30 protein-coding genes and 1 riboswitch are annotated in these 25844 nt (G+C 69.8%); of the genes, 10 read left to right on the top strand and 20 right to left on the bottom strand.

Annotation, left to right across the window (positions count from 1 at the left end):
* The first annotated feature begins 164 nt into the window (after positions 1–164).
* Together AB0F43_RS16915 and AB0F43_RS16910 are read left to right on the top strand one after the other, a co-directional pair.
* Entirely contained in the window at positions 165–1181 is a 1017-nt protein-coding gene (locus tag AB0F43_RS16915; RefSeq protein ID WP_360476725.1) for a LacI family DNA-binding transcriptional regulator, read from the top strand.
* Positions 1182–1218: 37 nt separating this feature from the next.
* Positions 1219–2388, top strand: a complete 1170-nt coding sequence (locus AB0F43_RS16910; protein ID WP_360476722.1) for a glycosyl hydrolase — start codon at positions 1219–1221, stop codon at positions 2386–2388.
* Here the strand turns inward: AB0F43_RS16910 and AB0F43_RS16905 are convergent.
* Together AB0F43_RS16905 and AB0F43_RS16900 are read right to left on the bottom strand one after the other, a co-directional pair.
* Positions 2377–3093, bottom strand: coding sequence for a TetR/AcrR family transcriptional regulator (locus AB0F43_RS16905; protein WP_360476719.1), 717 nt, complete (start codon positions 3091–3093; stop codon positions 2377–2379). The genes AB0F43_RS16910 and AB0F43_RS16905 overlap by 12 nt on opposite strands.
* A 79-nt stretch (positions 3094–3172) precedes the next feature.
* A complete protein-coding gene (locus AB0F43_RS16900) occupies positions 3173–3679 on the bottom strand; it encodes an SseB family protein (RefSeq protein ID WP_360476717.1) in 507 nt (168 codons plus the stop codon).
* Positions 3680–3899: 220 nt separating this feature from the next.
* Here AB0F43_RS16900 and AB0F43_RS16895 point away from each other — a divergent pair, with 220 nt between their 5' ends.
* Entirely contained in the window at positions 3900–4403 is a 504-nt protein-coding gene (locus AB0F43_RS16895) for a hypothetical protein (RefSeq protein ID WP_360476714.1), read from the top strand.
* Entirely contained in the window at positions 4390–5055 is a 666-nt protein-coding gene (locus tag AB0F43_RS16890) for a hypothetical protein (RefSeq protein WP_360476711.1), read from the top strand. The genes AB0F43_RS16895 and AB0F43_RS16890 overlap by 14 nt, the downstream gene beginning before the upstream one ends.
* Here AB0F43_RS16890 and AB0F43_RS16885 read toward each other — a convergent pair.
* Genes AB0F43_RS16885 through AB0F43_RS16875 form a run of 3 tightly spaced genes read right to left on the bottom strand, consistent with a single transcriptional unit; the run spans position 5009 to position 7461 of the window.
* On the bottom strand, positions 5009–5836 hold the full coding sequence (locus AB0F43_RS16885; RefSeq protein WP_360476708.1) for a class I SAM-dependent methyltransferase: 828 nt from the start codon (positions 5834–5836) through the stop codon (positions 5009–5011). The two genes, AB0F43_RS16890 and AB0F43_RS16885, sit on opposite strands and share 47 nt — an antisense overlap.
* Positions 5833–7101 carry an RNA polymerase sigma factor gene (locus AB0F43_RS16880; protein WP_360476705.1) on the bottom strand — a complete coding sequence of 423 codons (1269 nt, stop codon included), beginning with the start codon at positions 7099–7101 and terminating at the stop codon, positions 5833–5835. Before AB0F43_RS16880 ends, AB0F43_RS16885 begins: the two co-directional genes overlap by 4 nt.
* A gap of 6 nt (positions 7102–7107) precedes the next feature.
* Positions 7108–7461: a YciI family protein gene (locus AB0F43_RS16875; protein WP_360476702.1), complete on the bottom strand. Its 354-nt coding sequence runs from the start codon at positions 7459–7461 to the stop codon at positions 7108–7110.
* 174 nt (positions 7462–7635) lie between these two features.
* Here AB0F43_RS16875 and AB0F43_RS16870 point away from each other — a divergent pair, with 174 nt between their 5' ends.
* Complete coding sequence (locus AB0F43_RS16870) at positions 7636–8532, top strand: aldose 1-epimerase family protein (protein ID WP_360476699.1); 897 nt, start codon at positions 7636–7638, stop codon at positions 8530–8532.
* Here AB0F43_RS16870 and AB0F43_RS16865 read toward each other — a convergent pair.
* Genes AB0F43_RS16865 through AB0F43_RS16850 form a run of 4 tightly spaced genes read right to left on the bottom strand, consistent with a single transcriptional unit; the run spans position 8510 to position 10903 of the window.
* Positions 8510–8974 (bottom strand): PH domain-containing protein, encoded by a 465-nt coding sequence (locus AB0F43_RS16865; RefSeq protein WP_360476696.1) that lies wholly within the window; start codon positions 8972–8974, stop codon positions 8510–8512. The genes AB0F43_RS16870 and AB0F43_RS16865 overlap by 23 nt on opposite strands.
* Before the next feature lie 13 nt (positions 8975–8987).
* Positions 8988–9836 (bottom strand): ATP phosphoribosyltransferase, encoded by an 849-nt coding sequence (gene hisG / locus AB0F43_RS16860; RefSeq protein WP_360476693.1) that lies wholly within the window; start codon positions 9834–9836, stop codon positions 8988–8990.
* 46 nt (positions 9837–9882) lie between these two features.
* On the bottom strand, positions 9883–10146 hold the full coding sequence (locus AB0F43_RS16855; RefSeq protein WP_360476690.1) for a phosphoribosyl-ATP diphosphatase: 264 nt from the start codon (positions 10144–10146) through the stop codon (positions 9883–9885).
* A gap of 49 nt (positions 10147–10195) precedes the next feature.
* Positions 10196–10903, bottom strand: coding sequence for an MBL fold metallo-hydrolase (locus tag AB0F43_RS16850; protein ID WP_360476687.1), 708 nt, complete (start codon positions 10901–10903; stop codon positions 10196–10198).
* A 19-nt stretch (positions 10904–10922) separates the two neighbouring features.
* Between AB0F43_RS16850 and AB0F43_RS16845 the strand changes: the two genes are divergently transcribed.
* Both AB0F43_RS16845 and AB0F43_RS16840 read left to right on the top strand, forming a co-directional pair.
* Positions 10923–11939, top strand: coding sequence for a P1 family peptidase (locus tag AB0F43_RS16845; protein ID WP_360476684.1), 1017 nt, complete (start codon positions 10923–10925; stop codon positions 11937–11939).
* A gap of 7 nt (positions 11940–11946) precedes the next feature.
* Positions 11947–12426 (top strand): hypothetical protein, encoded by a 480-nt coding sequence (locus AB0F43_RS16840; protein ID WP_360476681.1) that lies wholly within the window; start codon positions 11947–11949, stop codon positions 12424–12426.
* A 10-nt stretch (positions 12427–12436) separates the two neighbouring features.
* On the opposite strand, the gene AB0F43_RS16835 is transcribed toward AB0F43_RS16840, so the two are convergent.
* Positions 12437–12913 carry an anthrone oxygenase family protein gene (locus tag AB0F43_RS16835; protein ID WP_360476678.1) on the bottom strand — a complete coding sequence of 159 codons (477 nt, stop codon included), beginning with the start codon at positions 12911–12913 and terminating at the stop codon, positions 12437–12439.
* A 38-nt stretch (positions 12914–12951) separates the two neighbouring features.
* On the bottom strand, positions 12952–13590 hold the full coding sequence (locus tag AB0F43_RS16830; RefSeq protein WP_360476675.1) for an NAD(P)H-binding protein: 639 nt from the start codon (positions 13588–13590) through the stop codon (positions 12952–12954).
* Between the two features lie 66 nt (positions 13591–13656).
* Here AB0F43_RS16830 and AB0F43_RS16825 point away from each other — a divergent pair, with 66 nt between their 5' ends.
* Positions 13657–14142 (top strand): MarR family transcriptional regulator, encoded by a 486-nt coding sequence (locus tag AB0F43_RS16825; protein ID WP_360476672.1) that lies wholly within the window; start codon positions 13657–13659, stop codon positions 14140–14142.
* Here the strand turns inward: AB0F43_RS16825 and AB0F43_RS16820 are convergent.
* Positions 14130–15098: a transcriptional regulator gene (locus tag AB0F43_RS16820; protein ID WP_360476669.1), complete on the bottom strand. Its 969-nt coding sequence runs from the start codon at positions 15096–15098 to the stop codon at positions 14130–14132. The two genes, AB0F43_RS16825 and AB0F43_RS16820, sit on opposite strands and share 13 nt — an antisense overlap.
* A 61-nt stretch (positions 15099–15159) precedes the next feature.
* Here AB0F43_RS16820 and AB0F43_RS16815 point away from each other — a divergent pair, with 61 nt between their 5' ends.
* On the top strand, positions 15160–16122 hold the full coding sequence (locus AB0F43_RS16815; RefSeq protein ID WP_360476666.1) for a hypothetical protein: 963 nt from the start codon (positions 15160–15162) through the stop codon (positions 16120–16122).
* Here AB0F43_RS16815 and AB0F43_RS16810 read toward each other — a convergent pair.
* The 8 genes from AB0F43_RS16810 to AB0F43_RS16775 form a co-directional block, all read right to left on the bottom strand.
* The gene (locus AB0F43_RS16810) at positions 16119–17285 is read right to left on the bottom strand and encodes an MFS transporter (protein ID WP_360476663.1); all 1167 of its coding nucleotides are present in this window, start codon (positions 17283–17285) and stop codon (positions 16119–16121) included. The two genes, AB0F43_RS16815 and AB0F43_RS16810, sit on opposite strands and share 4 nt — an antisense overlap.
* Complete coding sequence (locus tag AB0F43_RS16805) at positions 17282–17911, bottom strand: class I SAM-dependent methyltransferase (RefSeq protein WP_360476660.1); 630 nt, start codon at positions 17909–17911, stop codon at positions 17282–17284. The genes AB0F43_RS16810 and AB0F43_RS16805 overlap by 4 nt, the downstream gene beginning before the upstream one ends.
* A gap of 4 nt (positions 17912–17915) precedes the next feature.
* Positions 17916–18386 carry a 6,7-dimethyl-8-ribityllumazine synthase gene (ribH, locus tag AB0F43_RS16800; RefSeq protein ID WP_360476657.1) on the bottom strand — a complete coding sequence of 157 codons (471 nt, stop codon included), beginning with the start codon at positions 18384–18386 and terminating at the stop codon, positions 17916–17918.
* Complete coding sequence (locus AB0F43_RS16795; RefSeq protein ID WP_360476654.1) at positions 18386–19648, bottom strand: bifunctional 3,4-dihydroxy-2-butanone-4-phosphate synthase/GTP cyclohydrolase II; 1263 nt, start codon at positions 19646–19648, stop codon at positions 18386–18388. Before AB0F43_RS16795 ends, ribH begins: the two co-directional genes overlap by 1 nt.
* Position 19649: 1 nt before the next feature.
* Positions 19650–20318 (bottom strand): nicotinamide riboside transporter PnuC, encoded by a 669-nt coding sequence (gene pnuC / locus AB0F43_RS16790; protein ID WP_360476651.1) that lies wholly within the window; start codon positions 20316–20318, stop codon positions 19650–19652.
* Positions 20315–20923, bottom strand: coding sequence for a riboflavin synthase (locus AB0F43_RS16785; protein ID WP_360476648.1), 609 nt, complete (start codon positions 20921–20923; stop codon positions 20315–20317). Before AB0F43_RS16785 ends, pnuC begins: the two co-directional genes overlap by 4 nt.
* On the bottom strand, positions 20924–21961 hold the full coding sequence (ribD, locus tag AB0F43_RS16780; RefSeq protein WP_360476645.1) for a bifunctional diaminohydroxyphosphoribosylaminopyrimidine deaminase/5-amino-6-(5-phosphoribosylamino)uracil reductase RibD: 1038 nt from the start codon (positions 21959–21961) through the stop codon (positions 20924–20926).
* 150 nt (positions 21962–22111) lie between these two features.
* A riboswitch (FMN riboswitch) is annotated at positions 22112–22245 on the bottom strand.
* A gap of 166 nt (positions 22246–22411) precedes the next feature.
* Positions 22412–23533: an MFS transporter gene (locus AB0F43_RS16775; RefSeq protein ID WP_360476816.1), complete on the bottom strand. Its 1122-nt coding sequence runs from the start codon at positions 23531–23533 to the stop codon at positions 22412–22414.
* 877 nt (positions 23534–24410) lie between these two features.
* Here AB0F43_RS16775 and AB0F43_RS16770 point away from each other — a divergent pair.
* On the top strand, positions 24411–25664 hold the full coding sequence (locus AB0F43_RS16770; protein ID WP_360476642.1) for a protein kinase: 1254 nt from the start codon (positions 24411–24413) through the stop codon (positions 25662–25664).
* The last annotated feature ends 180 nt before the right edge of the window (positions 25665–25844 follow it).

Below are 25844 nucleotides of genomic sequence, written 5' to 3'. Positions count from 1 at the left end.
CTCTGCGCCGTCGCGAGCAGGTGCTCGGCGGAGTGCAGCGCAAGGCGGAGGACGAGGCACGGAGTGGGTTTCTCCGTGCCTCGTCCTCCAACGCAGCGATGTGCCCGCCGAGCGCCGCGCAGTAGGCGCAGAGTCCCCAGACACCCTCACAAGGGAGGTACGACGTGGCCAGACCGACGATCGCCGACATCGCGAACCGCGCGGGGGTGTCCAAGGGCGCGGTGTCGTTCGCGCTGAACGGGCGGCCCGGCGTGAGTGACGCGACCCGGGAGCGGATTCTGCGGATCGCCGAGCAGATGAGCTGGCGGCCGCACAGCGCCGCCCGGGCCCTCGGCGCGTCCCGGGTCGACTCGGTCGGGATGGTGATCGCCCGGCCGGCCCGCACGCTCGGCGTGGAGCCGTTCTTCGCCCACCTGCTGTCCGGTGTGCAGTCCGGGCTGTCGGCGGAGTCGATCTCGCTGCAACTGCTGATCGTCGAGGACACCGCGGCCGAGATCGAGGTGTACCGGCGCTGGGCCTCGGAGCACCGCGTCGACGGCGTGATCCTGGTCGACCTGACCGTCAAGGACCCGCGGGTCGACGAGCTGACGGCGCTCGAGCTGCCCGCCGTGGTGATCGGCGGCCGCGGTGGCAAGGGCGCGCTGCCCTCGGTCTGGGCCGACGACCGCGAGGCGATGCTGTCGATCGTGGAGTACCTGGCCGCCCTGGGGCACCGCCGGATCGCGCACATCGCCGGTACGCCGAACTTCCAGCACACCCAGCGCCGGATCCGGGCCCTCCGGGACGCCGCTCCCCGGCTAGGCCTGCTCGATGCGCCGTCGCTGACCACCGACTTCAGCGACGCGGAGGGCGCCGCGATCACCCGCAAACTGCTGTCCCAGTCGCAGCGGCCGACCGCGATCGTCTACGACAGCGACGTGATGGCGGTGGCCGGGCTCGGCGTCGCGATGGAGATGGGCGTCGCGGTGCCGGGCGACCTGTCGATCGTGGCGTTCGACGACTCGATCCTGACCCAGCTGATGCACCCGGCCCTGACCGCGCTGTCCCGCGACACCTTCGACTTCGGCCGCCAGGCCGCCGAGGTGCTGCTCGAAACCATCGCCGACCCGGGTCACGTCATCAACCGCCGCACCCCCGACCCGGTCCTCACCGTCCGCGAGTCCACTGCTCCCCCGGCCTGAGTTGCCGCAAGTTCTAAACCGTTTTAGCATCGTCGGCATGCTCTCGGATCCCGTCACGCCGCGGTTCGGCGCGAACTACGTGCCTTCGGCCGGGTGGTTCTACAGCTGGCTCGACTACGACGGCGCCGCGGTACGACGGGACTTCGCCGACCTGGCCGGGCTGGGCCTGGACCACGTCCGGGTGTTCCCGGTCTGGCCGTGGATCCAGCCGAACCGGGCGATCATCCGCGAGCGCGCGATCGAGGACCTGCTGGACACCGTCGACGCCGCCGCCGAGCACGGGCTGACCGTCGCGGTCGACCTGATCCAGGGCCACCTGTCCAGCTTCGACTTCCTGCCGTCGTGGGTGCTCACCTGGCACAAGACCAGCCTGTTCGAGGACTCCACGGTCCGCGACGGCCTGACGAGGTACGTCGACACCGTCGCGCGGGCGGTCGCGGCCAAGCCGAACGTCTTCGCGATCACGCTCGGGAACGAGGTGAACAACCTCTGGCCGGACAGCGCGACCAGCTTCGAGAGCTCGACCGGTTGGGCGCGGGAGTTGCTGACCACGGTCAAGAAGGCGGCGCCCGGCGTACTGGCGCTGCACTCGGTGTTCGACGACGTCTGGTACAAGGCCGACCATCCGTTCCATCCGGCGGACGTGGTGGACCTGGGGGATCTGAGCACTGTCCACTCGTGGGTTTTCAACGGGGTCTCACAGGTGGACGGTCCGCTCGGTCCGGCGACGCTCAGCCACGCCGACTACCTGATCGAGTTGGCCGTGGCGACGTCGCTGGATCCGACGCGGCCCGTGTGGCTGCAGGAGATCGGCGTACCCGGGCCGGACATTCCGGTGGAGCTGCAGGGCGAGTTCACCCGGCGGACGGTCGGGCTGGTGCTCGCGAATCCGGCGTTGTGGGGGGTGACCTGGTGGTCGTCACATGACGTCGACCGGCGACTGCTGGACTTCCCGGACCGCGAGTACGACCTGGGCTTGTTCACCGTGGATCACCAGCGGAAGCCGGCCGCGCAAGCCCTGGCGGACCTGATCGCCGAGGTCCGGGCGCACGGCATACAGCACCCGCAGGCGACCAGCCTGACCGCGCCCGTCAACCTGCGCACCGAGCCGCACCGCCGGCCGGAAGTTGCCCCCGGCAGCGAATTCCACCTGCGGTGGGTCGCCGCCCGGGCCGACGGTCCGGTGCGGATCGCCTTACCCGACTAGCTTCTCGATGCCGTCGAGGATGCGGGTGAGGCCGAAGTCCAGGTCGTCGTCGATCTCGTCCTCGTACTCCTGGTTGGTGTAGAGCGCGGCCACCAGGTCAAATCCTGCGTGCTGCAGTCTCGGCACCAGGAACTCCCCGACGGCGGGAGCCTGCACCGGCACATCGGCATTGGCGGTCAACTCGCGCACCATGGCCGAGTAGCTGCGCGCGTACCCGGACAGCAGCACCGCGCATCCGAGCGCGTCGTGCTGACTGAGGGACGTCTCCGCCAGCACCCGGAGCAGCACCTCCAGCCAGTGCAGCTGATTCGGCGTCGCCGGCGCACCCCGGATGGGTACGTCGATCAGCCAGGGACGCTCGGCGTACCGGTCGACAGCCGCACGGACCCATGAGTCAGCGCCGGACCGCCAGCCATCGGCGGCAAGAATCGAGTCCGGCGCGCGGCCGAACGCCTTGTCCTGGGCGAGGACGATCAGCTCGTCCTTGGAGCGGACGTAGCGGTACATCGCGTTCGTGGTGACGCCGAGGTGGGCCGCGATCTTCTGCAGCGAGATCGCCTCGAACCCGTACCGATCACCGAACTCGATCCCGGTGTCGACGATCTGCGCCACCGACAGCCCCGGCTTGGGCCCACGCCGCTGCGCGGGCTGCACCCCCCAGGACAGCGCAAGCCCCGGCGGCAGCTCCCCGCGGTCCTCGGTCATGGCTCCCATCCTCGCGTACGGCGAGCCCGAGCGCTCAGCTCATCGACCGGGGTGAGCTTCCGGAGGCGCTCTGTGGCAGTTATGTTCCGGAAACCGGGGGTTCGATCCAGGCGTAGCTGCCGTCTTCCAGTCGGATCACCTGGAGGCCGGCGGCCAGGCGCCGTACGTCGTCGGTCTCGATGACACCGGCGGCGGGACCGGCCACGTCGAGGACGATCGCGGCCGCGCCTTCCTGGACCGCGGCGGTCGCGACGACCTGTGACTGCGCGGGCATCGGGCGGGCGTCCGGGCTCCAGCGGGCCAAGGTCTCGGTGCTGGTGAAGGCGAGCAGGGCGTGGCGGCCGTCCTGGCCCTGGAGCAGCGCGACCGCCATGTCCGAGGTCTTGTCGTGCGCCAGGCCGTTCTCGTCGTACTCGACCTCGCCGAGCATCGCCACCACCGGCACCAGCAGCCGGGCCTTGGTCAGCGCCGCCAGCAGCGCTCCGTGATCACCCTCCGCGAGCGCCTTCGCCAGCGCGGGGTCAGCCGACCCGTCGTCGTTGTCGAACCCGGTGAAGGCCAGCCGCCGCTCTGGTTGCATACGCATGATTCTGCCTCCGCCCCTCCGCCGCTCGGGAACCGCCCTCGGCCGAAGCGGACCGCCAGCACTCCACAATCGCGGCGGCCGGCCGTCCGTCACGCTCCGGCCGGGGCTCAGCCGCCAAATGTGATGGCCTGGCGGTCCGCATTGCCCGGAGCGGTCTTTCAGGGGTGCGTCAGGGCTGTTCCCGGCTTGGTTCCTCCGGCGACTGTGCGAGCCTGGGTATGTGCCTGACTTCAACGATCTGACGCTGCTGCCGTTCTGTGTGGGCCTCACGCTGCTCGGCCTGATCGGCTCGTGGGCCGCCTGGCGGCGCCGCGGGGCGGCGGCCGGCACCCGTGGCGTGGCCTGGTCCCTGTTGCCGGTCTCGCTGTACCTGACCGGCCTGCTCGAGCTGGTCTGGGATGTGGTGCGCTCGGCCGTCAGTTGGGTCACCCACCTGATCTTCTCCCCCACCGTGTGGGCCGGGGTCGCGCTGTTCGGCGTCTCGGTCGTGCTGTACGTCGTCTCGGGTGTGGCCCGGGGCCGCGGTGGGAACCGGGCACCGAAGAGCAAGGACCAGTCCACGCCCGCCTCGCCCGCGGGTGAGCTGACCGCGACGGGTCCCGCACCCGCGTCGGCCGCTCCCGCCAAAGCTGCCAAGCCCGCCAAGGGGTCGAAGGGTAAGCAGCAGGAATCGTCGGAGTTCGACGAGATCGAGGACATCCTGAAGCGCCATGGAATCAACTGAGACAGAACACCTTGCCCCGCTGACCATCGACTCCTTGCTGGACCACGTCCAGGCCGCCCCGCCCCGGCTCGGCAAGACCCGGCTGATCGGCATCGACGGACCGGCCGGGTCCGGCAAGTCCACCCTCGCGGCGAGCTTCGCGGCCCGCGCCGAGGCGCGCGAGCTCAATACCCGCGTCATCCACATGGACGACCTGTACGACGGCTGGACCGGCGCCGAACGGGGATTCGGCCTGTTGCGCGACCATGTCCTGCAACGGATCGCGGACGGCCGCGAAGGACGGTACCGGCGCTACGACTGGCACGTCGGCGCGTACGCCGAGCTGCACGTCGTACCCGTGACCGTGGAACTGCTGATCGTCGAAGGTGTCACCGCCTGCGACCGCGACGCGGACCACTGGCAGTCGCTGCGGCTCTGGATCGAGACCTCGAACGAGGTACGCCTCGATCGTGGCATCGCCCGCGACGGCGAGGCGCTGCGCGATCACTGGCTCGAGTGGATGCGCTGGGAACGCGACCACTTCGCTGACCAGGCGACCCGCTCCCGGGCTCACGTCATCGTCGACGGCAACCCTTCGGTCCCGCACGACCCCATCCTCGAACTCGTCACGAAGTCGGTGGCGCTGCCACCGCACGACTCAGCGGCTTCCTGACCACGATCAGCCGCGCTCGCGGATGGTGGGTCCACTCCCCCTCGGGTGCGAGTTTCAGGTACTTCTCCCTGAGTTGCGCGATGAAGGCGTCGCCGCGGGCAAGCGCCAGCGCGCGCATCGACCCGGCATGGTTGGCGGCGTCGAAGTACGTCGCGGCGTCGGGGTGGGTCATCGGGTAGGACACCAGTTCGTCGCGCTCGATCTCGGCATCGTCGAGTACGACGACCAACCGGTCCTCCCACGAGTGGTCGCTGCCTTCACCGATCACCTTCGCCACCAGGGCGAACGGGCCGTCATCCTCGGTGACCTCAGGCCAGTAGACGACGGACAGGATCCCGCCCGGCCGTAGGGCATCGAACCACGACCTGATGGCGGTTTCGGGATCGGGCAACTGCTGGAGGCCGAGGACCGACACGACCGCGGCGCAGGCTCCGGACCACCGCGGGTCGAGTGTGCTGGCATCGCCCTGCACCACCTCGACACCAGGACGTGCCGAGCGGGCGGCTCGCTCACGGGCCCGGCGTACCATCCCGGCCGACAGATCGATCCCGGTGATCTCCCGATCCGGGAACCGCTCGACCAGCAGGTCCAACTCGGGAAAGGTCCCGCAACACGGCACCAGCACCGGCCCTTCCGGTATCTCGCCGATCGCCTCCACAGCGGCACTCACCCAGGGCGCGAACCGGGGCACGAAGTACGCGTCATAGCCCTCGGCGGCTTCGTCCCACCCACGCGCGACCCTGGCCAACCGCTCGTCGCCGGTCATCTTGGCATCGGTCATGGCTGTGTCTCCTCGGCGCTGGGCTTGTCGATGAACTCGCTGCGCTCGTCCACTTCGGCAAGCCGGCGGCGCAGGTGGTTTCGTTCTGGTTCGGAGCCGGCCAGGGCCAGGGCTTCCTGGTACGCCGCTGTTGCCTCAGGCAACCGTCCGAGGCGCTGCAGGAGGTCGGCGCGGGCCAGCCGGTAGGGGTGGTAGTCGCGCAGTCGTGGCTCGGCGGACAGCTCGTCGAGCAGCGCCAGGCCCGGCTCGGGCCCGTCGCGCATCGCGATCGCGGCCGCCCGGTTGAGGGCAACCACCGGCGACGGGTCCATCGCGATCAGGACCTCGTACAAGGCAACGATCTGCGGCCAGTCGGTGCCGGCCACGTCGGCCGCCTCGTCGTGCAGCGCGGCGATCGCGGCCTGGACGCCGTACGGTCCGGCCGCGCCGCCGGTCAACGAGGCGACGACCAGGTCGCTGCCCTCGGCGATCATCTCGCGGTCCCAGCGGCTGCGGTCCTGGTCGTCGAGCAGGACCAGTTCGCCGTCCGGCCCGGTGCGGGCGTCGCGCCGGGCGTGGATCAGCAGCATCAGGGCGAGCAGGCCGGCCACCTCGCGTTCGTCCGGGAGCAGCCGGCGCAGGATGCGGGCCAGCCGGATCGCCTCCTCGGCGAGGTCGAGCCGCTGCAGGAACGGTCCCGAGCTGGCCGCGTACCCCTCGGTGAAGACCGAGTAGATCACCTGCAGCACGCCGGGCAGCCGCTCCGGCAACTCGTCCGCGCCCGGCACGCGGAACGGGATCCGGGCCTCCCTGATCTTCTTCTTCGCCCGGACGATCCGCTTCGCCATCGTCGCGACCGGGACGAGGAACGCCCGGGCGACCTCCGGTGTGGTCAGCCCGGCCAGGCACCGCAGCGTCAGCGCGCCGCGGTCCTCGGCCGCGAGGGCCGGATGAGCGCAGGTGAAGAACAGCTGCAACCGCTCATCCGGCAACTCGTCCCCCGAGGTGGGCGGCGCGGCCCGGTCGGCGTCGACCTGCAGGACGGCGAGTTTGGCGGCGTACACCTGGTCGCGCCGCAACCGGTCGACCGCCTTGCGCCGTGCCGTGGTCATCAGCCAGGCGCCCGGGTTGGGCGGTACGCCGTCGACCGGCCAGCGCACCAGCGCCGTCTCGATCGCCTCCGAGGTGACCTCCTCGGCCAGGTCGAGGTCACCGAACCGCCGGGCGAGCGCGGCCAGCAACCGCCCGCGCTCCTCCCGGAACACCGCCTCGACCTCGGCGTGCATGGTGGCTCAGGCCGCTGGGAACTCGGCGACGGGGCGCACGACGACGGATCCGCCGGCCCGCGAGCCCGGGCACTTGGCGGCCCAGTCCAGCGCGACGTCCAGATCCGGTACGTCGATCACGTAGAACCCGCCGAGCACCTCGCGGGTCTCCGCGAACGGCCCGTCGGTCACGGTCCGCTTCCCGTCGTTGGCGACCTGGACCCGGGTCGCGGTGACCAGGTCGGCCAGCGACTCGGACGCGACCACGACCCCGGAGTCCTGGATCTCCTTGTCGAACCGCATCCAGTCCTCCGGCTCACATCCGGCCGCTCCGCCGCTCAGGTCGACGTCACCGGCGTTGATCAGCAGCATGTACTTCATCTGGGAACCTCCTGTTGGCGTGTTTACAGCATCACTACGAACGGGTCAGGCCCCGATGGACAGCATCCTTCAGGAAATTTGTGAGGATGGTGGCATGAGCGAGCGGAGCGAGTTCACAATCAAGCACAGCGCGCCTCGTGTCTCATCCGCGCCCGGAGCGAAGCGAGGACGTGGATGAGCACAAAGGTTCTGCCTTCCGGGGAGCAGTGGGCACTGGCGGCCGACGGGTACGCCGGCACGGTGGTGAGCGTCGGCGGTGGACTGCGGGGGCTCACGTACGACGGGCGTGAGGTGCTGCTCGGGTACGGCGAGGACGAGCCGGCGCAGGCCGGGATCGGGCAGCACATGTTCCCGTGGCCGAACCGGATCACCGACGGGAAGTACACGTTCGAGGGTGTCGACGAGCAGCTGTACCTGACCGAGCCGGCCCGGCAGAACGCCATCCACGGTCTGACCCGCTGGGCGAACTGGGAACGCCTCGACGACGGCAATGACCCGGCTGTCGTCGAGGTCGGCCATCGGCTGCACGGTCAGCCGGGATACTCGCATCAGCTCGACCTGCGACTGGCCTACCAACTGAGCTCCGACGGGCTCACGGTGACCGCCACCGCGACCAACGTCGGTGCGAGTGATGCGCCGTACGGGTATGGAACGCACCCCTACCTGAGTGTCGGCCGGTCGATCGACGAGTGCGTGCTGGAGTTCCGCGCGGCCGAGTGGCTGGAGGTGTCACCGGAGCGGATGACGCCGATCGGGCTGTCACCGATCCATGACACGCCGTTCGACTTCAGCGGGGGCCGGTTGATCGGCGACCTCGAGATCGACAACGCGTTCACCGGGCTCGGCGGCGGCTCGTGGTCGGTCACGCTGACGGATCCGGACACCGGCAACAAGTCGGTGCTGACCAGTGACACGGCCTGGTTGCAGCTCTACACCGGTGGCGCGATCGGGCGTACAGCGCTCGCCGTCGAGCCGATGACCTGTCCGCCGAACGCCTTCATCACCGGGCAGAACCTGGTGGTCCTGAAACCCGGCGACTCCCACACGACTAGTTTCCGGGTGTCTGTCTAGGACCGGCTCCCCGTGACCGGGCGACCGCGGCCAGCTCCTTGGCGGCGCGGCTCGCCCGGGCACCCTCGGCGGCCTGGACCGCGAGGATGCCCAGCCGGTTGCCGTCGGCATCGAACAGCTGGAGCCACGCGTCACCCGGCTTGAACCGCAGCGCGGTCACGTCGGCCCAGTTCAGCGTGTAGGTCTTGAAGACGTTCCGCACGTGGAGGCGGTCCGGATACGCCGACACCCGCAGCGTGGTCATCCGGTAGAGGATCCACAGCACCGCGCCGAAGAAGGCCAGCAACGTCAGCCGCTGGAACCAGGTGAACGTGTCCCGGGAGTCCTCCGACAGCCGGAACCAGATCACCCCGAAGACCGCGATCAGCGACGACCCCATCCCACCGGCCATCAGCGCGATGATCCGCGGATGGAAGGTGAAGAGCCGGCCGTCGGCGACCATGTCGGATCCCCGGTCAGATCCGGCAGGCGTGGATGTCCGTGGTGAGGATGGCACGCGCGCCCACCTCCCAGAGCTGGTCCATGATCCGCTGCGCGTCGGCCCGCTGCACCATCACCCGGACCGCGACCCAGCCCTGCCGGTGCAGCGGCGACACCGTCGGCGACTCCAGGCCCGGGGCGACCGCGGTAGCCGCGTCGACCTGTTCGGCCCGGATGTCGTAGTCCATCATCACGTAGTTCCGCGCGATCAGGACGCCCTCGAGCCGGCGGACCAGCTGCTGTATTCCGTTCGGCGGGGTCTCCACGCCGTGCCGCTTGATCAGCACCGCCTCGGACTTGAGGATCGGGTCGCCGAACACCTCCAGTCCGGCCTGGCGCAACGTCGTACCGGTCTCGACGACGTCCGCGATCACGTCCGCGACGCCCAGCTGGACGGCCGTCTCGACAGCGCCGTCGAGGCGGACCACCGAGGCCTCGACGCCGTGCTCGGCCAGGTGGTCGCTCAGCACCCCGGCGTACGAGGTGGCGATCCGCTTGCCGGCCAGGTCCTTGATCGAGTTCGCGGCCCCGGGCGGACCGGCGAACCGGAAGGTGGACCCGCCGAAGCCGAGCTCCATGATCACCTCGGCGTCGGCGTGCGAGTCGAGCACCAGGTCACGGCCGGAGATCCCCACGTCGAGCGTGCCCTCGCCGACGTACACGGCGATGTCGCGGGGGCGCAGGTAGTAGAACTCGACCTCGTTCGCGGCGTCGGTGAGCGCGAGGTCCTTGGTGGTCCGGCGCTGTTTGTAGCCGGCCTCGGTGAGGATTTCGGTGGCGGCCTCGCTCAGCGAGCCCTTGTTGGGTACTGCGACGCGCAGCATGACACTGCCCTTTCCGAAGAAGTGAACGAACTGGTCCGCGGCTCGATCACAGATGTCGGTACACGTCGTCGAGGTCCAGGCCGAGCGCGTGCATCATCACCTGCGCGTGGTAGAGCAGCTGGGACAGCTCCTCCGCGGCCCGCTCCCTGCTCTCGTGCTCGGCGGCCATCCAGGACTCGGCGGCCTCCTCGACCAGCTTCTTGCCGATCGCGTGCACGCCGGCATCCAGCGCCGCCACGGTCCCGGATCCCTCCGGCCGCGTCAGCGCCTTCTCACCCAGCTCGGCAAACAGTTCCTCAAAGGTCTTCATCGCGCGCCCAGCCTAGATGCCCGGCGCGCATCCCCCGCCGCCAGGTCCGCTAACCGGACTCCGCCAGGGCCTCCGAGCGACGGCGCGGTGGCGAGTGAGCGTCGATGTACCAGGAGTGACGTTCGGCCAGCAGTCGCTTGACCAAGGCGTGGTCGATGGTGTCGCCGTGCGCGCGGAGATGGTACGGCGGCGGGTAGAAGCAGTCGCCGAGGAGGATGACACGTGAGTCCGGCACGGTGACGACGAGCGAGTCGGGCGCGTGGTTGCCGCCGACGTGATGCAGTACGACGCCAGGTGGGAGCGTGATCGTGTCGGTGAAGGTCTGCTCCGGCACCCTGATCCGGAAGCCGGTCCAGTCGGGTACGGCGAGGGCCCGGGCCCGGAAACTGGGTCCGAGCTTCGGAATCGCCTCGACCTGGTCGTGGAGGTAACGATGGCTCCACGGGCGCTCGGCCTCGGCCGCCAGGAGGGGTACGGCGGAAGCGTGCGCGACAACCGTGAGGTCATCCCAGGCACAAGCGCCCCACGTGTGATCCCAGTGGTGATGTGTGTACACGAGCCACTTCGGCGCCGGCAGCCCCGCCTCGGTGATTGCGTGTTGTACGGCGTACGCGTGCTCGGGCCCGTTGCCGGCGTCGACCAGCACGCTCCCCCGGTCGTCGGCGATCAGCGCGACCGACGGGCGGATGGCGTCCGGGTCCGGATCATGTGGATAGATCCACACCCGGCCGGCGATGTGCTGCAACTGGGCGCCCACCTGCCTGACGATAGCTTGCATGCAGATTCCACGGAGAGCCCGCGAACTCGGCGTCATCGTCGGCACCCTTCCGACCGGCCCGCTCAACGCGATCACCGACGTACCAGGGGTGCGCGTCGGGCAGGCCACGATCTCCTCGGGGGACCTGCACACCGGGGTGACGGCGATCGTGCCGGACGGGTTTGCCGATGGTCTTCCGGCCGCGGTTGCGGTGGGCAACGGGTACGGGAAGCTCGTCGGCTCCACCCAGGTGGACGAGCTGGGTGTGATCGAGACCCCGGTGCTGCTGACCGGCACGCTGAGCGTCTTCCGGGTCGCCGACGCGCTCCTCACCTGGCTGCTCGACCGTGACGCTCGGGCGACCAGCCTGAACCCGATCGTCGGCGAGACCAACGACGGTCACCTCTCGGACATCCGCCGCCGCCCGATCACGCCTGAGCACGTCCACGCCGCGCTCGGCTCGGCCTCCTCCGAGCTGCCCCTGGAAGGCTGCGCCGGCGCCGGAACCGGGACCACCGCCCTCGGTTTCAAGGCCGGCATCGGTACGGCGTCCCGCACGACCGGCTCGGGCCTGGTCGGCTCGGGCACGATCGACTCGGGCGGGGTCGACTCGGGCACGGGCGGCTCGGGGGTGGTCGGCGTACTGGTGCAAGCCAACTTCTCCGGCACGCTGACTGTGCTCGGCACTCCAATCCCGGCGCCACCGCTCGACGCCGACGGCAACTCCTGCATGATCGTCGTCGCCACCGACCTCCCCCTCGACGCCCGTCAACTCGGCCGGGTCGCCCGCCGGGCCGTGTTCGCGATGGGCCGCGTCGGCTCGGACTTCTCCCCCGGCAGCGGCGACTACGCCATCGCCTTCAGCACCAACCGAACCCCGGCCTTCACCGACCGAGACCTCAAGCCCGTCTTTCAAGCCACCACCGAGTCAGTGGAAGAAGCCCTGCTCAACTCGTTGACCACGGCAACAACCACCACGGGTTTCCAGGGCCGGACCGCGCACGCCGTCCCGCACGACCTGATCCGGCTGAGATAGTCGTCCGATGCATCACCGATCTCGCGCGTGGGTACAGCGGCGGCTGCGCTCACTCGCGCTGCTGGAACTGCTGAACATCCCGCTGCAGTTCCTGATCTGGTTCCGCCTGCTCGACTTCCCGGCGACGGCCGCGAACCTGGTCGGCTTCGGGCTGTTCGCGATCCTGCTCGTCGAGGGAGCGTCGTACTGGATCGCCAAGCTCCGGCAGCCGGCCGGCGCACCGCTTCCCGCCGCCGGCGTGTTCGCGGCGGCCCGGCGGGGCAACCTCGTGATGCTCACCGCCGGCCTGCTGTTCGTCCTGTGGGCCGTCCTGCGTGACCCAGGAGCCGGCAACCTGCTCGGGCTGGGGTTCGTCCTGATGGCGGTGCTGGAGCAGGTGAACTACTTCCACGTCCAGCTCATGTACGACACCCCCGAAGACCTGCGCCACCTACGCACCCACGGCCTCCGCCGCTCCCACCTCTCCCGCGACCTCGCCCGCCAATAGGGCCACGGAATCAGCCCCGTACGGGCGCTGGGCTGGTGCGGGTTCGGTAAGTGAGGGCGGTGGTCAGAGTGGCAAAGGCCAGGAGGGCGGCGGTCGTGCGGATCGTGTGGGCCAGTTGCCAGCGGTCGCGCACGGTTGACCAGTCCGCGGGTGGGTTCTGCGCCGACCAGTCGGCCTGGTCGGCGTTGATCGGCAGGTTGATCGCGAGCGAGATCGCGAACACCAGCACCAGCAATGCGGCCGCCACCAGCACGCGACGCCGGTCGTTACCCCGGGCCCGGATCGCGAGCACGACAGTCGCCAGGATCGCCGGGATCAAGGTGACCGACGCCAGCGTGTCCAGCGAATCCAGCTCGACCTGCCGCACCTGGGTGTAGACCGAGGCGCCGTAACCGCGCAGCGAGTTCTCCAGCACGAGTACGCCGACCAGGAACCCGGCGAACACCCCGGTGAACAGCAAGCTGGCCCACCGCACAAACCTGGTCATGTGGTCCCCTGAAGGATCAGGATCATGAGTTGGTCCTCTCAGTACGCGATGCCGGCGGGCTGGTGGATTGTCGCCGGATCGTCGATCGCGGCGAGCATCGAATGCGCGACATCGGCGCGGGAGATCGTGTAACCGCGAGACACGGTGCCGCCTACGGCCGTGCGGTACCGCCCGGTCAGCGAGCCGTTGGTGAGCTTCGGGGGACGGACGATCGTCCAGTCGGTGTCGCTGCCCTCGATGTCCGCCTCCATCACCCGGAGGTCGGCGTACACGTCGGCCGCGAAGGCGTTGATCAGCGGCAGCAGGATGCGCCGGTTGAGGAAGCTCTCATCCAGGGCGGCCGGCCCGAGGGGCGCCGCGCTCACCGCGACGAACCGCCGTACGCCGGTCTTCGTCATCGCGGCGAGGATCGAACGGGTGCTGCCGGAAGCAACGGGCCCGTCCTTGCGACCGCGCGGCCCGACACCGGAGATCACCGCGTCGACCCCATCCACTGCCTCGACCAGCGGCTCGGTCGCCGACAGCCCGGGCACGCGCAACACCTCGAGCGCGGGATGTGCCACCTCGTACGACGACGAGGTGCGAACGACCGCGGTCACCTTGTGCCCCGCAGCCAGGGCCTGCTGTACGACGTGACCGCCGATCCCTCCGGTGGCCCCGAAAACCGTGAGCTTCATCCGTACTCCTCCTGCGTTATCGTGCTCTCGTCATCTGTAACTCATATAGTACGGAACTCATAAGATATGGAACAGACACAACCGGGTGACCCGCGTCACCGGCGGCGACTCAGTAGCGAGATCAAGGCCGCGCTGCGCGACCTGCGGATCCAGCTCGCGCTGCTCAACCACCAGGTCGGCGGCCGGCTGGCGCTGAAGGACGTCGACCTCGACTGCCTGGACGTGCTGGCGCGGAGCGGTCCGTTGACCCCGAGCGCGCTGGCCCGGCAGGCGGGTCTGCACCCGGCCACGCTGACCGGGATCCTGGACCGGCTCGAGCGGGCCGGGTGGATCGTCCGGGACCGCGCTCGGGCCGACCGCCGCAGCGTGACCATCCGGCTGCTGCCTGATCGTGGCGTGGAGGTCTTCCGGCTCTACCAGCCGATGATCGGCGCGATGGACGACGTACTGGCCGAGTACACCCCGGAGGAACTCGACCTGATCGCCGGCTTCCTCCGCCGCAGTGCCGAGGCCGGCCGGACCGCCACCGAGAAGCTGACTCAGGACTCGTAGAGCTCGACCAGGGTGCGGCCGAGGTTCACGAGCTCCGCTCGGAGCTCAGCCGGTTCGAGGATCTCGAGCGCGTTGCCGAACCGGCACAGGGAGGCGGCCGCGTTGCCGATGGACTCGATGGGGATGGTGACGGTCACGGTCCCGTCCTCGGCCGGCTCGGCGGCTGCGACCGCCTTCACCAGGACCGGGAAGGACACGTCGTGCATGCGGGTCGCAAGTTCGGCGGACACGCGGACGACGGCCTGTCCGGTGAAGCGGGTCTGGTCGAAGTCGGCCAGACGTTCCTGCCAGAACCGTGGCAGGTCGAACCCGTCCGGTCGCTCGAACTCCTCGTCGGTCAGAGTGAGCTCGAGGATGCTGGACACGCGGTACGTACGGATGCCGCCGGGTGTCGCGGCGACGACGTACCAGGCACCGTTCTTGAGCACGAGGCCGTACGGTTCGAGTACGCGCTCGACCTCGCGGGGTGCCTCCCAGCGGCGGTACATCACCTTGATCCGGCGGTCGTGCAGCACCGCGTCGGCGACGGCGGACAGGTGCGGCGAGTCCTCGGCATCCTGGTACCACGCGGGCAGATCCAGGTGGAAGCGGTTCTTCAGCCGGCCGGCGCGATCGCGTTGGTCCGGGGCGAGCGCCGCCAGCAGCTTGAGCTCGGCCGCACTCGTCTCCGCGGTGAGCCCGAGTGCGGCCGCCGCTCCCGGCATGCCGACAAGGAAGAGCGCGGCCGCCTCCTGCTCGGTCAGTCCGGTCAGGCGAGTGCGGTACCCCTCGACCAGGCGGTATCCACCGGCTCGGCCTTGGTCGGCGTACACCGGGACACCGGCCGCCGCGAGTGCCTCGACGTCGCGGTAGATCGTCCGGAGCGAGACCTCGAGCTCGTCGGCGAGCTCCCGCGCCGTCAGCTGCCGGCGGGTCTGCAGCAACAGCAGGATCGACAGGAGCCGGCTCGAACGCATGGTTCGAGGTTAGCTGCGAACACTGCCACTTGGTGTCAGGTATAGAGCTGATGCTGGCGGTATGACGACATGGACCAAGGTGACCGGCGACTTCGACTTCCTCAACGGGTACTTCGACGTCCGGCACCGAACCCTGAAGGAAACCTTCGTGGGTTGTGACGAGTGGACGGAGTACGACGGGACGACGACAGCGCGGACGCATTTCGACGGGGCGATCAGCCTGGACGAGATGCGGTTCCCGACGAAGTCGTCGTACGGGATGTCGGTGCGGCTGTTCGACCCGGTGGAGAAGGAGTGGAGCATCTGGTGGATCGACAGCCGGACGATGAAGCTGTACCCGCCGGTGCGGGGCCGCTGGACGGAGGACGGTACGTCGTGCCGGATGGTCGGCGAGGACGAGCTGGACGGGCAGCCGATCCTGGTCAGCTACGAGTGGTCCGGCATCACCGAGCGAACGGCGCACTGGGAGCAGTGCTTCTCCAATGACGGCGGGGAAACCTGGGAGCTCAACTGGGTGATGGACTTCACCCGGCGGGACACGCCGCCGCCACCGCTCGACGTACCGAAGCTGACCGGCGACTTCGACTTCCTGGTCGGTCGCTGGCACATGCACAACAGCCGGCGCAAACCCGCGCTGGGGCCGGCGGCCGAGTGGTACGAGGTGGAGTCGGAGATGGAGGCCTTCACGTACTTCGACGGCGCGGTCAGCTTCGACGAGGGCTGGTTCCCGACCGAGGGCTTCCGCGGCGCGACCCTCCGCATCTACAACCCGGACGCGAAGACCTGGTCCATCCACTGGATCAACAGCCTGCGCGGCCAACTCGAAACCCCGGTCATCGGCTCCTTCACCGACGACGGCACCGGCGTCTTCGAAGGCCCCGATGTGTGGGAGGGCCGGCCGATCGACGTCCGCTTCAGCTGGACACCCGGCACCGACAAAGCCTCCTGGGAGCAGTCCTTCTCCACCGACGGCGGCCAGACCTGGATCCCGAACTGGCGGATGCAGCACACCAGGCTCGGTTAGGTGGGCACCTCGTCGTACTGGCGGGCCCTCGCGACGATCAGGTGGAGGCCCAGCGTCAGGGCGAGAACGGCGGCGGCGACGACGAGCAGCCCGGGCGGCGACGAGCCGGCGGCCAAGGTGATGCCGCCGAGGCCACCGCCCAGGGCAACGCCCAGCGAGATGGCGCTGCCGTTCAGCGCCATCACGATGGCGGCCGAATCCGGGGCGAGGGCGGCGAGGCGGGCCTGTTGGGGGACGGCCGCGCCGCCGTTGCCTATGCCGGCGGCGAAGAACCACAGCAGGCCGGTGGCCACCCCCAGGCCGCCGAGCGTGAACACGAGCGCCCCCAGCACCGCGTCCAGCAGCAGCCCGGCCAGTACGACCGTCAGCACTCGGAGCGCTGTGAATCGGTCAGTGAGCCGGCCGGTGACGGCGTTGCCGAGCATGCTGGCCAGGCCGTAGCCGAACATAGCCAGGATCATCATCCACTCGGCCGGGACGGCCGGCCGCAGGATCAGGGTGGCGTAGGTGAAGCAGGTGTAGCTGCTGCAGAGGATGCCGGTCGTGACGAGCAGACCGGCCAGCAGACGTGGCCGGCCGAGCGGGCGCAGCCGGTCGGCCAGTGTTCCGGACGGGAGATGCAGGCGTGGAAGCTTGATCAGGAGGCCGGTCAACGCGATGGTGCCCACCACCGCGACCAGGACCATCGGGAACCGCCAACTCGACTGTCCGATCACCATGCCTACTGGCACTCCGAGCGCGGTCGCGGCCATCCACCCACCGAGTACGAAAGACAACGCCTTGCCGTGGTCCTTGGCCGGCGTCAGTGCGAGCACGTACCCGGTGACGGCGGCGTTGAGCAGGCACGCGCCGAGCGCGGCCACCACCCGCCCGCCGAGTGCGATCGGGTAGTTGGTCGCCAGGCCGACGATCAGGTTCCCGAGCACGAAGACGCCCAGGGACAACGCGATCGTCCTGCGTCGTTCCCAGCGGCTGGTCACCGTACTGAGCAGCGGTGCCGCCAGCGCGGACGTCAACGCGAACGCCGATACCAACTGCCCGGCGGCCGCCTCGACGACGCGCAGGTCATCGGCGATGGCGGGAAGGAGACCTGCCAGCACATAGCCGTCGATCCCGGTCGAGAACGTCGCTACCGCAAGCCAGATCAGCGGTCGGTAGTTCACTGGTGTCTGACGAACGTGAACATGCTTCGTCCCAGCACGAGAGGATCCGGCCGGCCGGTGAAGCGGTGGACGCCGACGCCGAAGCCCGCGTCCGGATCGGACAACCACACCAGGTCGAACTGGCGCTCCTCGAACCAGCGGCAGATCGTCGGCACGAGGTCAGGTTCTTCGCGGTGCCGCGTCCAGATGACGGTGCCGCCGGTCTTGGTCAACCGGCGGCACATGCCGATGGTGCGCTCGATGTCCTCGTCGCTGATGTTGCCGAACACTCCGCACACGAGGACGATGTCGGCCGGCACCAATCCCTGGTAGCGATCAGTCAGAGCCGCATCGCCTTCGACCACTTCGACGTTGGTCAGTCCCGCGACCCGGATAGCCTCGGTGGCAACCGCCGTACTGCGCGGATCCAGCTCGACCAGCCGGGCCCGCACATCATCGCGGCGCGGATGCGTCGGAAGCACCTCCAGCAGGTCGCGGCCCTCGCCCGCGCACAGACTCACGACCGTCAGCGGGCCAGGCGGAGCGGCATCCAGCGCGAGCCGGAGCCGCGCCTGCACAACCTGCAGACGCCGTGCCAGCGACGAACCCGGTACGTCGTAGTCCCTGTGCCAGCTGTGCCAATCCATGCAGCTACAGACTGCGGATGGCCGCGAGGGTCGACAGGGCCGCCTGGGTGGCCTCGTAGCCCTTGTCCTCGCGGCTGTCCGGGAGACCGGCGCGATCCAGCGCCTGCGGGTCGTTGTCACACGTGAGTACGCCGAACCCGATCGGAACGCCCGTGGTCACGCCCACCTGCATCAACCCCTCGGTCGCGGCCTGGCAGACGTACTCGAAATGCGGGGTGTCACCGCGGATCACGACGCCGAGCGCGATCACGGCGTCGTACCCGCTCTTTGCCGCATGCAACGACGCGACCGGGAGCTCGAACGATCCCGGCACCCGGATCACCGTGTAGTCGGTGACACCGGAGTCGTCCAGCGCGCGGATGGCGCCGGCGACCAGCGCGTCGGTCACCTTCGGGTGCCACAGCGCACCGACGATCGCGACGCGCGCACCGTCCACCCGCGGGGTCTCGATGGTGGGGGCTCCACTACCCGACATCAGCCGGCTCCGTTCTCTTCAGCCAGTACGCCGCCAAGCGCCCCGCTCACGGCACCCCCGGGCAGGTGATGGCCCATCCGGTCGCGCTTGGTCCGCAGGTACCGCAGGTTGTGTTCGGTCGGGTCGATCGAGATGCTGCGCCGCTCCACCACGTCGATGCCGTAGCCCTGGACGCCGGCCAGCTTGTCCGGGTTGTTCGTCAGCAACCGCGCCTCCTTGACGCCCAGGTCCGCCAGGATCTGCGCGCCCGTACCGTAGTCGCGGGCGTCGGCCGGCAGCCCGAGGTCCAGGTTCGCGTCGACCGTGTCGCGGCCCGCGTCCTGCAGCTCGTACGCCTGCAGCTTGTGCAACAGCCCGATCCCGCGTCCCTCGTGTCCACGCAGGTACACGACGACACCGCCCTCGGTCGCCACCTGACGCAGCGCCTCGTCAAGCTGCGGACCACAGTCACACCGCAGCGACCCGAACACGTCACCGGTCAGGCACTCCGAGTGCAGCCGCACCAGCGTCGGCCCGTCACCGATCTCACCGCGGACCAGCGCAAGCTGCTCCGACCCGTCCACCGTGTTCCGGTAGCCGTGGGCAACGAAATCGCCGTACCGGGTCGGCAGCGTGGTCGTCGCGACCCGCTGGATCTGGGATTCGGTACGGCGCCGGTACCGGATCAGGTCGTCGATCGACACCAGTACCAGCCCGTGCTCGTCGGCGAACTCACGCAGCTCAGGTCCGCGCTTCATCGTGCCGTCGTCGTTCACCAGCTCCGAGATCACCGCGGCCGGCGTCAATCCGGCCAGCCGGGCCAGGTCGATCGACGCCTCGGTGTGCCCGGGCCGGACCAGTACGCCGCCCTCGCGGCCGCGCAGCGGGAACACGTGTCCCGGCTGGACCACGTCGTACGGCTCGGACGCGGAGTCGGTCAGCACCCGGATCGTCCGGGCCCGGTCCGCGGCCGAGATCCCGGTGCTGATGCCGTCGCGGGCATCGACCGAGATCGTGTACGCCGTCCGCATCCGCTCCCGGTTGTGCGGGGTCATCAGCGGGATGCCGAGCCGGTCGAGCTCGGCGCCCTCCATCGGGACGCAGACCACGCCGGAGCTGTGCCGGATCAGGAACGCCAGCAACTCGGGGGTCGCCTTGGACGCGGCGAAGATCAGGTCGCCCTCGTTCTCCCGGTCCTCGTCGTCGACCACGATCACCGGCCGGCCCGCCCGGATCTCGTCGATCGCGTGCTCGATCGTGTCCAGCTTCAGAATCTCGCCCATGTCAGCCCACCACCACTGGTTCCGGAGTCACGGTCCGCTCGCGGTTCTGGATCCGCCACCAGGAGGCGAAACCGAGCACGCAGAACAATCCGTAGACGACGTACATCGCCGCCGACGGGTAGAACTTGGCCTGTATCAGCAGCGGTACGCCGACCACGTCGACGGCGATCCAGATCAGCCAGAACTCGACGAACCCACGGGCCATCCCGTACGTCGCCAGAATCGAGCCGGTCAGGATCCACGCGTCCCACTGCGGTCCCCACGAGCCGAGCTCGCGCAGGACGAAGTACGAGATGGCGTAGAGGACGACTGCCAGGCCGAGCAGCTCGAGCCGCTCACGCGCGGTCGCCCAGCGCGGCTGCACTGCCTTGTCGGCACCGCCGTGGCGGGTCTGGTACCACCGGTACCAGCCGTAGAGGCTGACCAGCGCGAAGAACACCTGACGGCCGGCCTGGCCCCACAGGTCCTTGTCCTGCGGGGTGTCGAAGATCCCGCCGACGAACACCGTGAACAGCAGCACGTTGCCGACGATGCCGACCGGCCAGGCGGCCACCAGCCGGCGCATGCCGAACACGGCGCTGCCGAGGCCGAAGACGTTGCCGACGATCTCGCGGACGAGCACCGGCGAGCCGGCGATCTCCACCTCCGCGTGCAGCAACCAGTTGATCACTTGGTGCCTCCGTTGGTGAGCAGGCGTTCGACGTACTTGGCGATCACGTCGACCTCGAGGTTGACGGTGTCGCCGACCGCGTTGCGGCCGAGCACGGTGAGTTCGAGAGTGGTCGGGATCAGGCTGACGCCGAAGGTGCCGGTCGCGTCGTCCACGTCGGTGACCGTCAGGGAGACGCCGTCGATGGCGATCGAGCCCTTCTCGGCGACGTACTTGAGGATCTGCGGCGCGGCGGCGATCCGGACGTCCTCCCAGCGCTCGGCCGGCCGGCGGCTGGCGATCGTCCCGACACCGTCGACGTGGCCCTGGACGATGTGACCGCCGAGCCGCGCGTGGGCGGACACCGCGCGCTCCAGGTTGACCTGCGAGCCCTTGGTGGCCTGGCCGAGGCTGGTGCGCTGCAGGGTCTCGCGCATCACGTCGGCGGTGAAGGTGCCGTCGCCGGTCTCGACCACGGTCAGGCAGCAGCCGTTGACCGCGATCGAGTCGCCGTGCTTGGCGTCCTCGGTGACCTTGGGGCCGCGGATGGTGAGCCGGGCGGCGTCACCTTCGAGCAGGTCGAGCGCTTCGACGGTGCCGAGCTCCTCGACGATTCCGGTGAACATTCAGTGCGTCCTTTGCGGTTCGAGCGGCGTCAGGATCAGCCGGACGTCGTCGCCGAGGCGGGTGACGTCCGCTAGCTTGAACCGCCGCAGGTGGTCGATCGATTCCGCGCCCAGGTCACCGATCGCGGCGTACCCCGAGCCGAGCACGGCCGGGGCGACGTACGCGACGATCTGGTCGACCAGCTGCGCCCGGAGGAAGGCGGCGGCCAGCGTCGGGCCGCCTTCGAGCCAGAGGTGCCGGATGTGGTGGTCGTCGAGCTGCCGGAGCACCTCGGCGGGGTCGTGCGTCGGCAGGATCAGCGTCTGCGCGCGGTTGTTGCGGACCCGCGCGGTCAGCGGGATCTCGCGATCACCGACTACGACGCGCAACGGCTGGCGGGCGGCCGGTACGTCGTTGTCGTCCCGGACCGTGAGCTCGGGGTCGTCGACCAGCACGGTCTGGGTGCCGACCGCGATCGCGTCGCACTCGGCCCGCTTCCGGTGTACGTCGGCGCGCGCGATCGGACCGGTGATCCACTTGCTGCTCCGGTCCGGCGCCGCCGAGCGCCCGTCGAGGGTGGTGGCGAACTTCCAGGTGACGAACGGGCGACCCATCCGGACGCTGTGCAGCCACACGTGGTTGACCGCCTCGGCCTCCACCTGCAGGACGCCCTCGGTCACCTCGATGTTCTTGTTCTTGAGCTTCTCGGCACCGCCGGCCGCCTGCTTGTTGGGGTCCGGAACGGCGTACACGACCCGGGCGACCCCGGCTTCGATCAAGGCGTCGGCACACGGACCGGTCCGTCCGGTGTGATTACACGGCTCCAGCGTCACGTACGCCGTACCGCCCCGGGCCCGGTCACCGGCCATGGTCAGCGCCTCGACCTCGGCGTGAGGGCCACCGGCAACGGCATGGAAGCCCTCACCGACCGGATGCCCGTCCCGGCCGGTGACCACACAGCCGACCACCGGATTGGGGTGGGTGCTGCCGATGCCCTTCGCGGCCAGCTCGATGGCCCGCCGCATCCAGGCGACGTCGATCGGCGAAGCGTTGTTCACTCACGGTCCCTCGTCGTCACGGACGCACTCCGGGGCTCGTGACGACCGGCGTACACGCGCTGCCGTCCAGCTCTTCCGCGGACCTTTCGGCCCGCGTCTGTGCGGGCCTTTGGGGACCCGCGTCACCGGACGCCAGAGCGCACCCGCCGATCGCGTGCGCCTCCCATCCGGACTTTCACCGTCGGTCCCGGAATTCCACCAGGTCAACCGGCCGCTCAACCGCTGCGGCCGGGTCGCGGACTTTCACCGCCGGCTCGGAATTACACCGACCCCGGAGCACGCGAGTGGGTTCACTCGTACCCCAAGTGTGCCACTCCCGCACCACCCCACCCCCACCCAGGCCACATCCCGGTCACCCCGAGCCCTCCGGACGGCCCCGGCCCCGGGTCCACCGACTTCACCGGATCACTGCCCTCAGCGCGCCCACCGCGTCCACCGCGGTCACCTCGCTCACCGGGCTCGGTGAGCTCGCTGGGTTCGCCGGGTGAGCGCCAGCGCGGCCGCGGCGGTCACGCAGGCGGCTGCGACCGTCAGGATGAGCGGCCGGTAGCCGACCGCCTCGGCGAGCGCCGCACCGCCAAGCGGCCCGACCGCCTTGGCGATGGTGACCGGCGTGGCCAGCATCCCGGAGATCGTCCCGAACCCGTCGGCGCCGTACCGGTCCAGCAAGATCGCCGGCGTCGCGATCGACGACACCCCGAACCCAAGCCCGAACAATGTCAGGGAGAGCACCGCCCCCACGACCTCCCGGCCGACCACCGGAAGCAACGAGATCGCGACCCCCTGTACCGCCAGCACCAGCGCCGTGACGGTGGCCATCGGCAACCACCGCACCGACAAACTGGTCACAAGCCGCCCGGTCACGGACAACAACCCCAGCAACCCGGCCAACGTCGCCGCGGTCGCCGGTCGATGCCCGAGGCTGATCAGGTACAGCACCAGATGAATCGAGATCACCGCCAGCGCCGCACTGTGCATTACGAACGCCCCGGCGAGCAGCCAGAACCCAGGATCCTTGAGCACCCGCCGCGGCGATCCTTCCTTCTGCCGCCCCGGCTCGGGCTGCCGGATGGTCCGCCGTACCACCAGAGCATGCAGCGGGATCGTGATGACGGCGGTAACTACGGAGAGGATGACCAGGGTGTTCCGCCAGCCGTACGCCTGCACAAGGTGACCAGTCAGCGGAATGAAGATCGAACTGGCGAGCCCGCCGACCAGCGTGATCGTCAGAATCGCCTTCGTCCGCGACTCCGGCGCCGCGGCCGCGACCACCACCGCGAACGCCGGCGGGTAGAGCACCATCGCCGACGCGACCCCGATCGCCACGAAGACGCCGTACAACTGGAACACATCCCGCACCTGCGACCACCCCAGTACGGCGACCGCCGCCAGCACCGACCCGCCGGTCATCAACCCGCGCCCACCCCTGGCGTCCAACCACCGCCCCACCGGAATCGACATCAACCCACTCACCAGCACAGCCACCGTCGACGCCCCCACCGCAGCCGTCGCGGAAACCCCCAACTCCCGACTCATCGGCCCAACCAACACGCTGAACGCGTAAGTCAGCACCCCGTACCCCACCGTCGTGGTCACCGCCAGGCCCGCAGCAACCCTCCACACGCGCCCACCCACCCGCGCTGCCACCCCCTCCGCATTCACCACCGCACCATTCCACCGCACCCCAGCAACCCCTCCCCAGCGCCACACCAACCCCGCTCGCAACGCCTACCCCGGCACATCCCTCACGTTCCCACCCCTGCCCGCAACCACCGGCCGTCCCACACCCACCCCAGTCCTTCCACACCCGCCCTGCGACGCGTCCCGGCCGTCACTCCTCAGCCCATCCACCACACTCGCCGCCCAGGCCGACCACCGCCCCCGGACAAGGTCGAAGCACCCAAACCCCGCACCGCTTCACCCCCTCACAGACCCCCTCAGCCCACGCACTACCCCGGCGGCCCAGACCGACCCACCACCCCATCGCCGCCACCGACACCTCCCGTCCGACCGCGTCGAGGCACCCAGCCCCCGCACCACCTCAGCCACCACGCACCGTCGCCCGCACCCACACCTCCCCTCCGACCGCCCACGTCGAAGCTCCCAACCCCGCACCACCTCAGCCACCACCAGCCCACACCGGCCACCCACACCGACCCCCACCCCGTCACCCCCACCTCCCCTCCGACCGCCCACGCCGAGGCACCCAACCCCGCCCCACCTCAGCACCACCAGCCCACCCCGCCACCCACACCGACCCCCACCTCGTCTCCGCCACCACGCACCGCTGCCCCCGACCCACCCAGGTCGAAGCACCCCCGGCGGGACCAGACCTGCGCCACCGCGTGCCCCGCTCCCAAACGTGGTGCTCGCCCGTCACGGCGCCGAGCGCCTGTCGGGCGTGGTGCGTTTGCCAGGGACGGGCTGGTGGGGCGGTAGGTTTTTGCCGGTGGAGGCGTTTGCTGGGCGGTATCGGCTGATCGACCTGATCGGGACCGGTGGGATGGGCTCGGTCTGGCGGGCGTGGGACCTGCGGCGTTCGGCGTACGTGGCGGCGAAGGTGCTCGGACAGCACGATGCCGCGACGCTCTTGCGGTTCGTCCGGGAGCAGTCGTTGCGGATCGACCATCCGCATGTCGTGGCACCGCACGGCTGGGCAGCGGATGACGACAAGGTCGTGTTCGCGATGGACCTGGTCCGCGGCGGTTCCGTCGCGACGTTGCTCGGCGATCACGGCCCGCTGCCCACGTCGTACGTCGCCGTACTGCTCGACCAACTCCTGCACGGTCTCTCGGCAGTGCATGCGGCCGGCGTCGTACACCGCGACCTGAAGCCCGCCAACCTTCTGCTCGACGTCACAGGCAAGGGCCGCCCGCACCTCCGCCTGTCCGACTTCGGCGTCGCCGGCCTCCTCGACGAGCCCCGGATGACCCGCCACAGCACCGTCCTCGGCACGCCCGGCTACATCGCCCCCGAGCAGTTGGCCGGAGCCGACCCCGACCCACGCCAAGACCTCTACACCGTTGGAGCCGTCGCTGCCGAACTCCTCACCGGCGAACGCCCCGGCCCGGACGGCAAACTCCCACCCGTCGAAGGCCCACTGGCCGAGTTCATCCAGCGCTGTACGTCGACCGACCCGTCCCAGCGCCCCGACTCCGCCCACAACGCCGGCCGCCTACTCGCCGAGTCCGGCGCCCTCCCGCCTGCACCAGCCACCCCTTGGTCCACCCAACCCGACTCCCCCGAAGTCTTCGACCAACTCCCACCCCTCCCCTACCCCTGGACCCCCACCGGCCCCACCGCACCCCCAGGCGCGGCCCCCACCACGCACACCGCGGCCCCACCACCCCACACCACTCACACGCCCGCAGCACCACCCGACACCCCACACCCAGCACCCGCCCACTCGACCCATGCCCACCCGCCGGCACCCACCAGCTGGTCGCACCCCGAACCGGCAGCCGCGGCCCACCCGACTCCACACAACCCGCCCGGCCAGGCTCAACTGACGGCAACGTCCGCTCCTGCGCCATCCAGCCACACGGCACCCCGCACCCCAGGAACCAACAAGTCGGCCGCAGCCGCTCCCAAGCCGACAACCCCTACCCCCAGCCGCAGCCGCGCACTCAAGTGGCTTGCCGCCCTGAGCTTCACCGGCGCCATCGCGCTCTTCGCCACCGCTGCCTGGCTGCTCCTCACCTGACAGCACAGAGGCCCCTGACCTGTGTACTCGGCGGTGCCTCGCCCCGGCCCAGTGCGGGACGGGCGCCTGCGGCGGGGGGTGTGGCGGCTCGGTACGCCGCGGCACCCGGCTTCACCGTTTGGTCAGGTTCGCTCGCCGGCGCCTGCTTTCGGCCGGAAGCCGCTGGCGGCGTGTTTGACC

Origin of the sequence: Kribbella sp. NPDC023972 (assembly GCF_040639075.1) — a bacterium.
In the GTDB taxonomy this organism is placed as follows: Bacteria; Actinomycetota; Actinomycetes; order Propionibacteriales; family Kribbellaceae; genus Kribbella.
Note: the sequence above shows the minus strand (reverse complement) of the source record. Positions and strands in the feature narration are given on the sequence as shown.

Excerpts from the sequence above, each read along its gene's own strand:
- AB0F43_RS16910 (WP_360476722.1), top strand. The coding sequence starts at position 1,219 with ATGCTCTCGGATCCCGTCACGCCGCGGTTCGGCGCGAACTACGTGCCT.
- AB0F43_RS16905 (WP_360476719.1), bottom strand. The coding sequence starts at position 3,093 with ATGACCGAGGACCGCGGGGAGCTGCCGCCGGGGCTTGCGCTGTCCTGG.
- AB0F43_RS16900 (WP_360476717.1), bottom strand. The coding sequence starts at position 3,679 with ATGCGTATGCAACCAGAGCGGCGGCTGGCCTTCACCGGGTTCGACAAC.
- AB0F43_RS16890 (WP_360476711.1), top strand. The coding sequence starts at position 4,390 with ATGGAATCAACTGAGACAGAACACCTTGCCCCGCTGACCATCGACTCC.
- AB0F43_RS16885 (WP_360476708.1), bottom strand. The coding sequence starts at position 5,836 with ATGACCGATGCCAAGATGACCGGCGACGAGCGGTTGGCCAGGGTCGCG.
- AB0F43_RS16880 (WP_360476705.1), bottom strand. The coding sequence starts at position 7,101 with ATGCACGCCGAGGTCGAGGCGGTGTTCCGGGAGGAGCGCGGGCGGTTG.
- AB0F43_RS16875 (WP_360476702.1), bottom strand. The coding sequence starts at position 7,461 with ATGAAGTACATGCTGCTGATCAACGCCGGTGACGTCGACCTGAGCGGC.
- AB0F43_RS16870 (WP_360476699.1), top strand. The coding sequence starts at position 7,636 with ATGAGCACAAAGGTTCTGCCTTCCGGGGAGCAGTGGGCACTGGCGGCC.
- AB0F43_RS16865 (WP_360476696.1), bottom strand. The coding sequence starts at position 8,974 with ATGGTCGCCGACGGCCGGCTCTTCACCTTCCATCCGCGGATCATCGCG.
- hisG (WP_360476693.1), bottom strand. The coding sequence starts at position 9,836 with ATGCTGCGCGTCGCAGTACCCAACAAGGGCTCGCTGAGCGAGGCCGCC.
- AB0F43_RS16855 (WP_360476690.1), bottom strand. The coding sequence starts at position 10,146 with ATGAAGACCTTTGAGGAACTGTTTGCCGAGCTGGGTGAGAAGGCGCTG.
- AB0F43_RS16845 (WP_360476684.1), top strand. The coding sequence starts at position 10,923 with ATGCAGATTCCACGGAGAGCCCGCGAACTCGGCGTCATCGTCGGCACC.
- AB0F43_RS16840 (WP_360476681.1), top strand. The coding sequence starts at position 11,947 with ATGCATCACCGATCTCGCGCGTGGGTACAGCGGCGGCTGCGCTCACTC.
- AB0F43_RS16835 (WP_360476678.1), bottom strand. The coding sequence starts at position 12,913 with ATGACCAGGTTTGTGCGGTGGGCCAGCTTGCTGTTCACCGGGGTGTTC.
- AB0F43_RS16830 (WP_360476675.1), bottom strand. The coding sequence starts at position 13,590 with ATGAAGCTCACGGTTTTCGGGGCCACCGGAGGGATCGGCGGTCACGTC.
- AB0F43_RS16825 (WP_360476672.1), top strand. The coding sequence starts at position 13,657 with ATGGAACAGACACAACCGGGTGACCCGCGTCACCGGCGGCGACTCAGT.
- AB0F43_RS16820 (WP_360476669.1), bottom strand. The coding sequence starts at position 15,098 with ATGCGTTCGAGCCGGCTCCTGTCGATCCTGCTGTTGCTGCAGACCCGC.
- AB0F43_RS16815 (WP_360476666.1), top strand. The coding sequence starts at position 15,160 with ATGACGACATGGACCAAGGTGACCGGCGACTTCGACTTCCTCAACGGG.
- AB0F43_RS16805 (WP_360476660.1), bottom strand. The coding sequence starts at position 17,911 with ATGGATTGGCACAGCTGGCACAGGGACTACGACGTACCGGGTTCGTCG.
- ribH (WP_360476657.1), bottom strand. The coding sequence starts at position 18,386 with ATGTCGGGTAGTGGAGCCCCCACCATCGAGACCCCGCGGGTGGACGGT.
- AB0F43_RS16795 (WP_360476654.1), bottom strand. The coding sequence starts at position 19,648 with ATGGGCGAGATTCTGAAGCTGGACACGATCGAGCACGCGATCGACGAG.
- AB0F43_RS16785 (WP_360476648.1), bottom strand. The coding sequence starts at position 20,923 with ATGTTCACCGGAATCGTCGAGGAGCTCGGCACCGTCGAAGCGCTCGAC.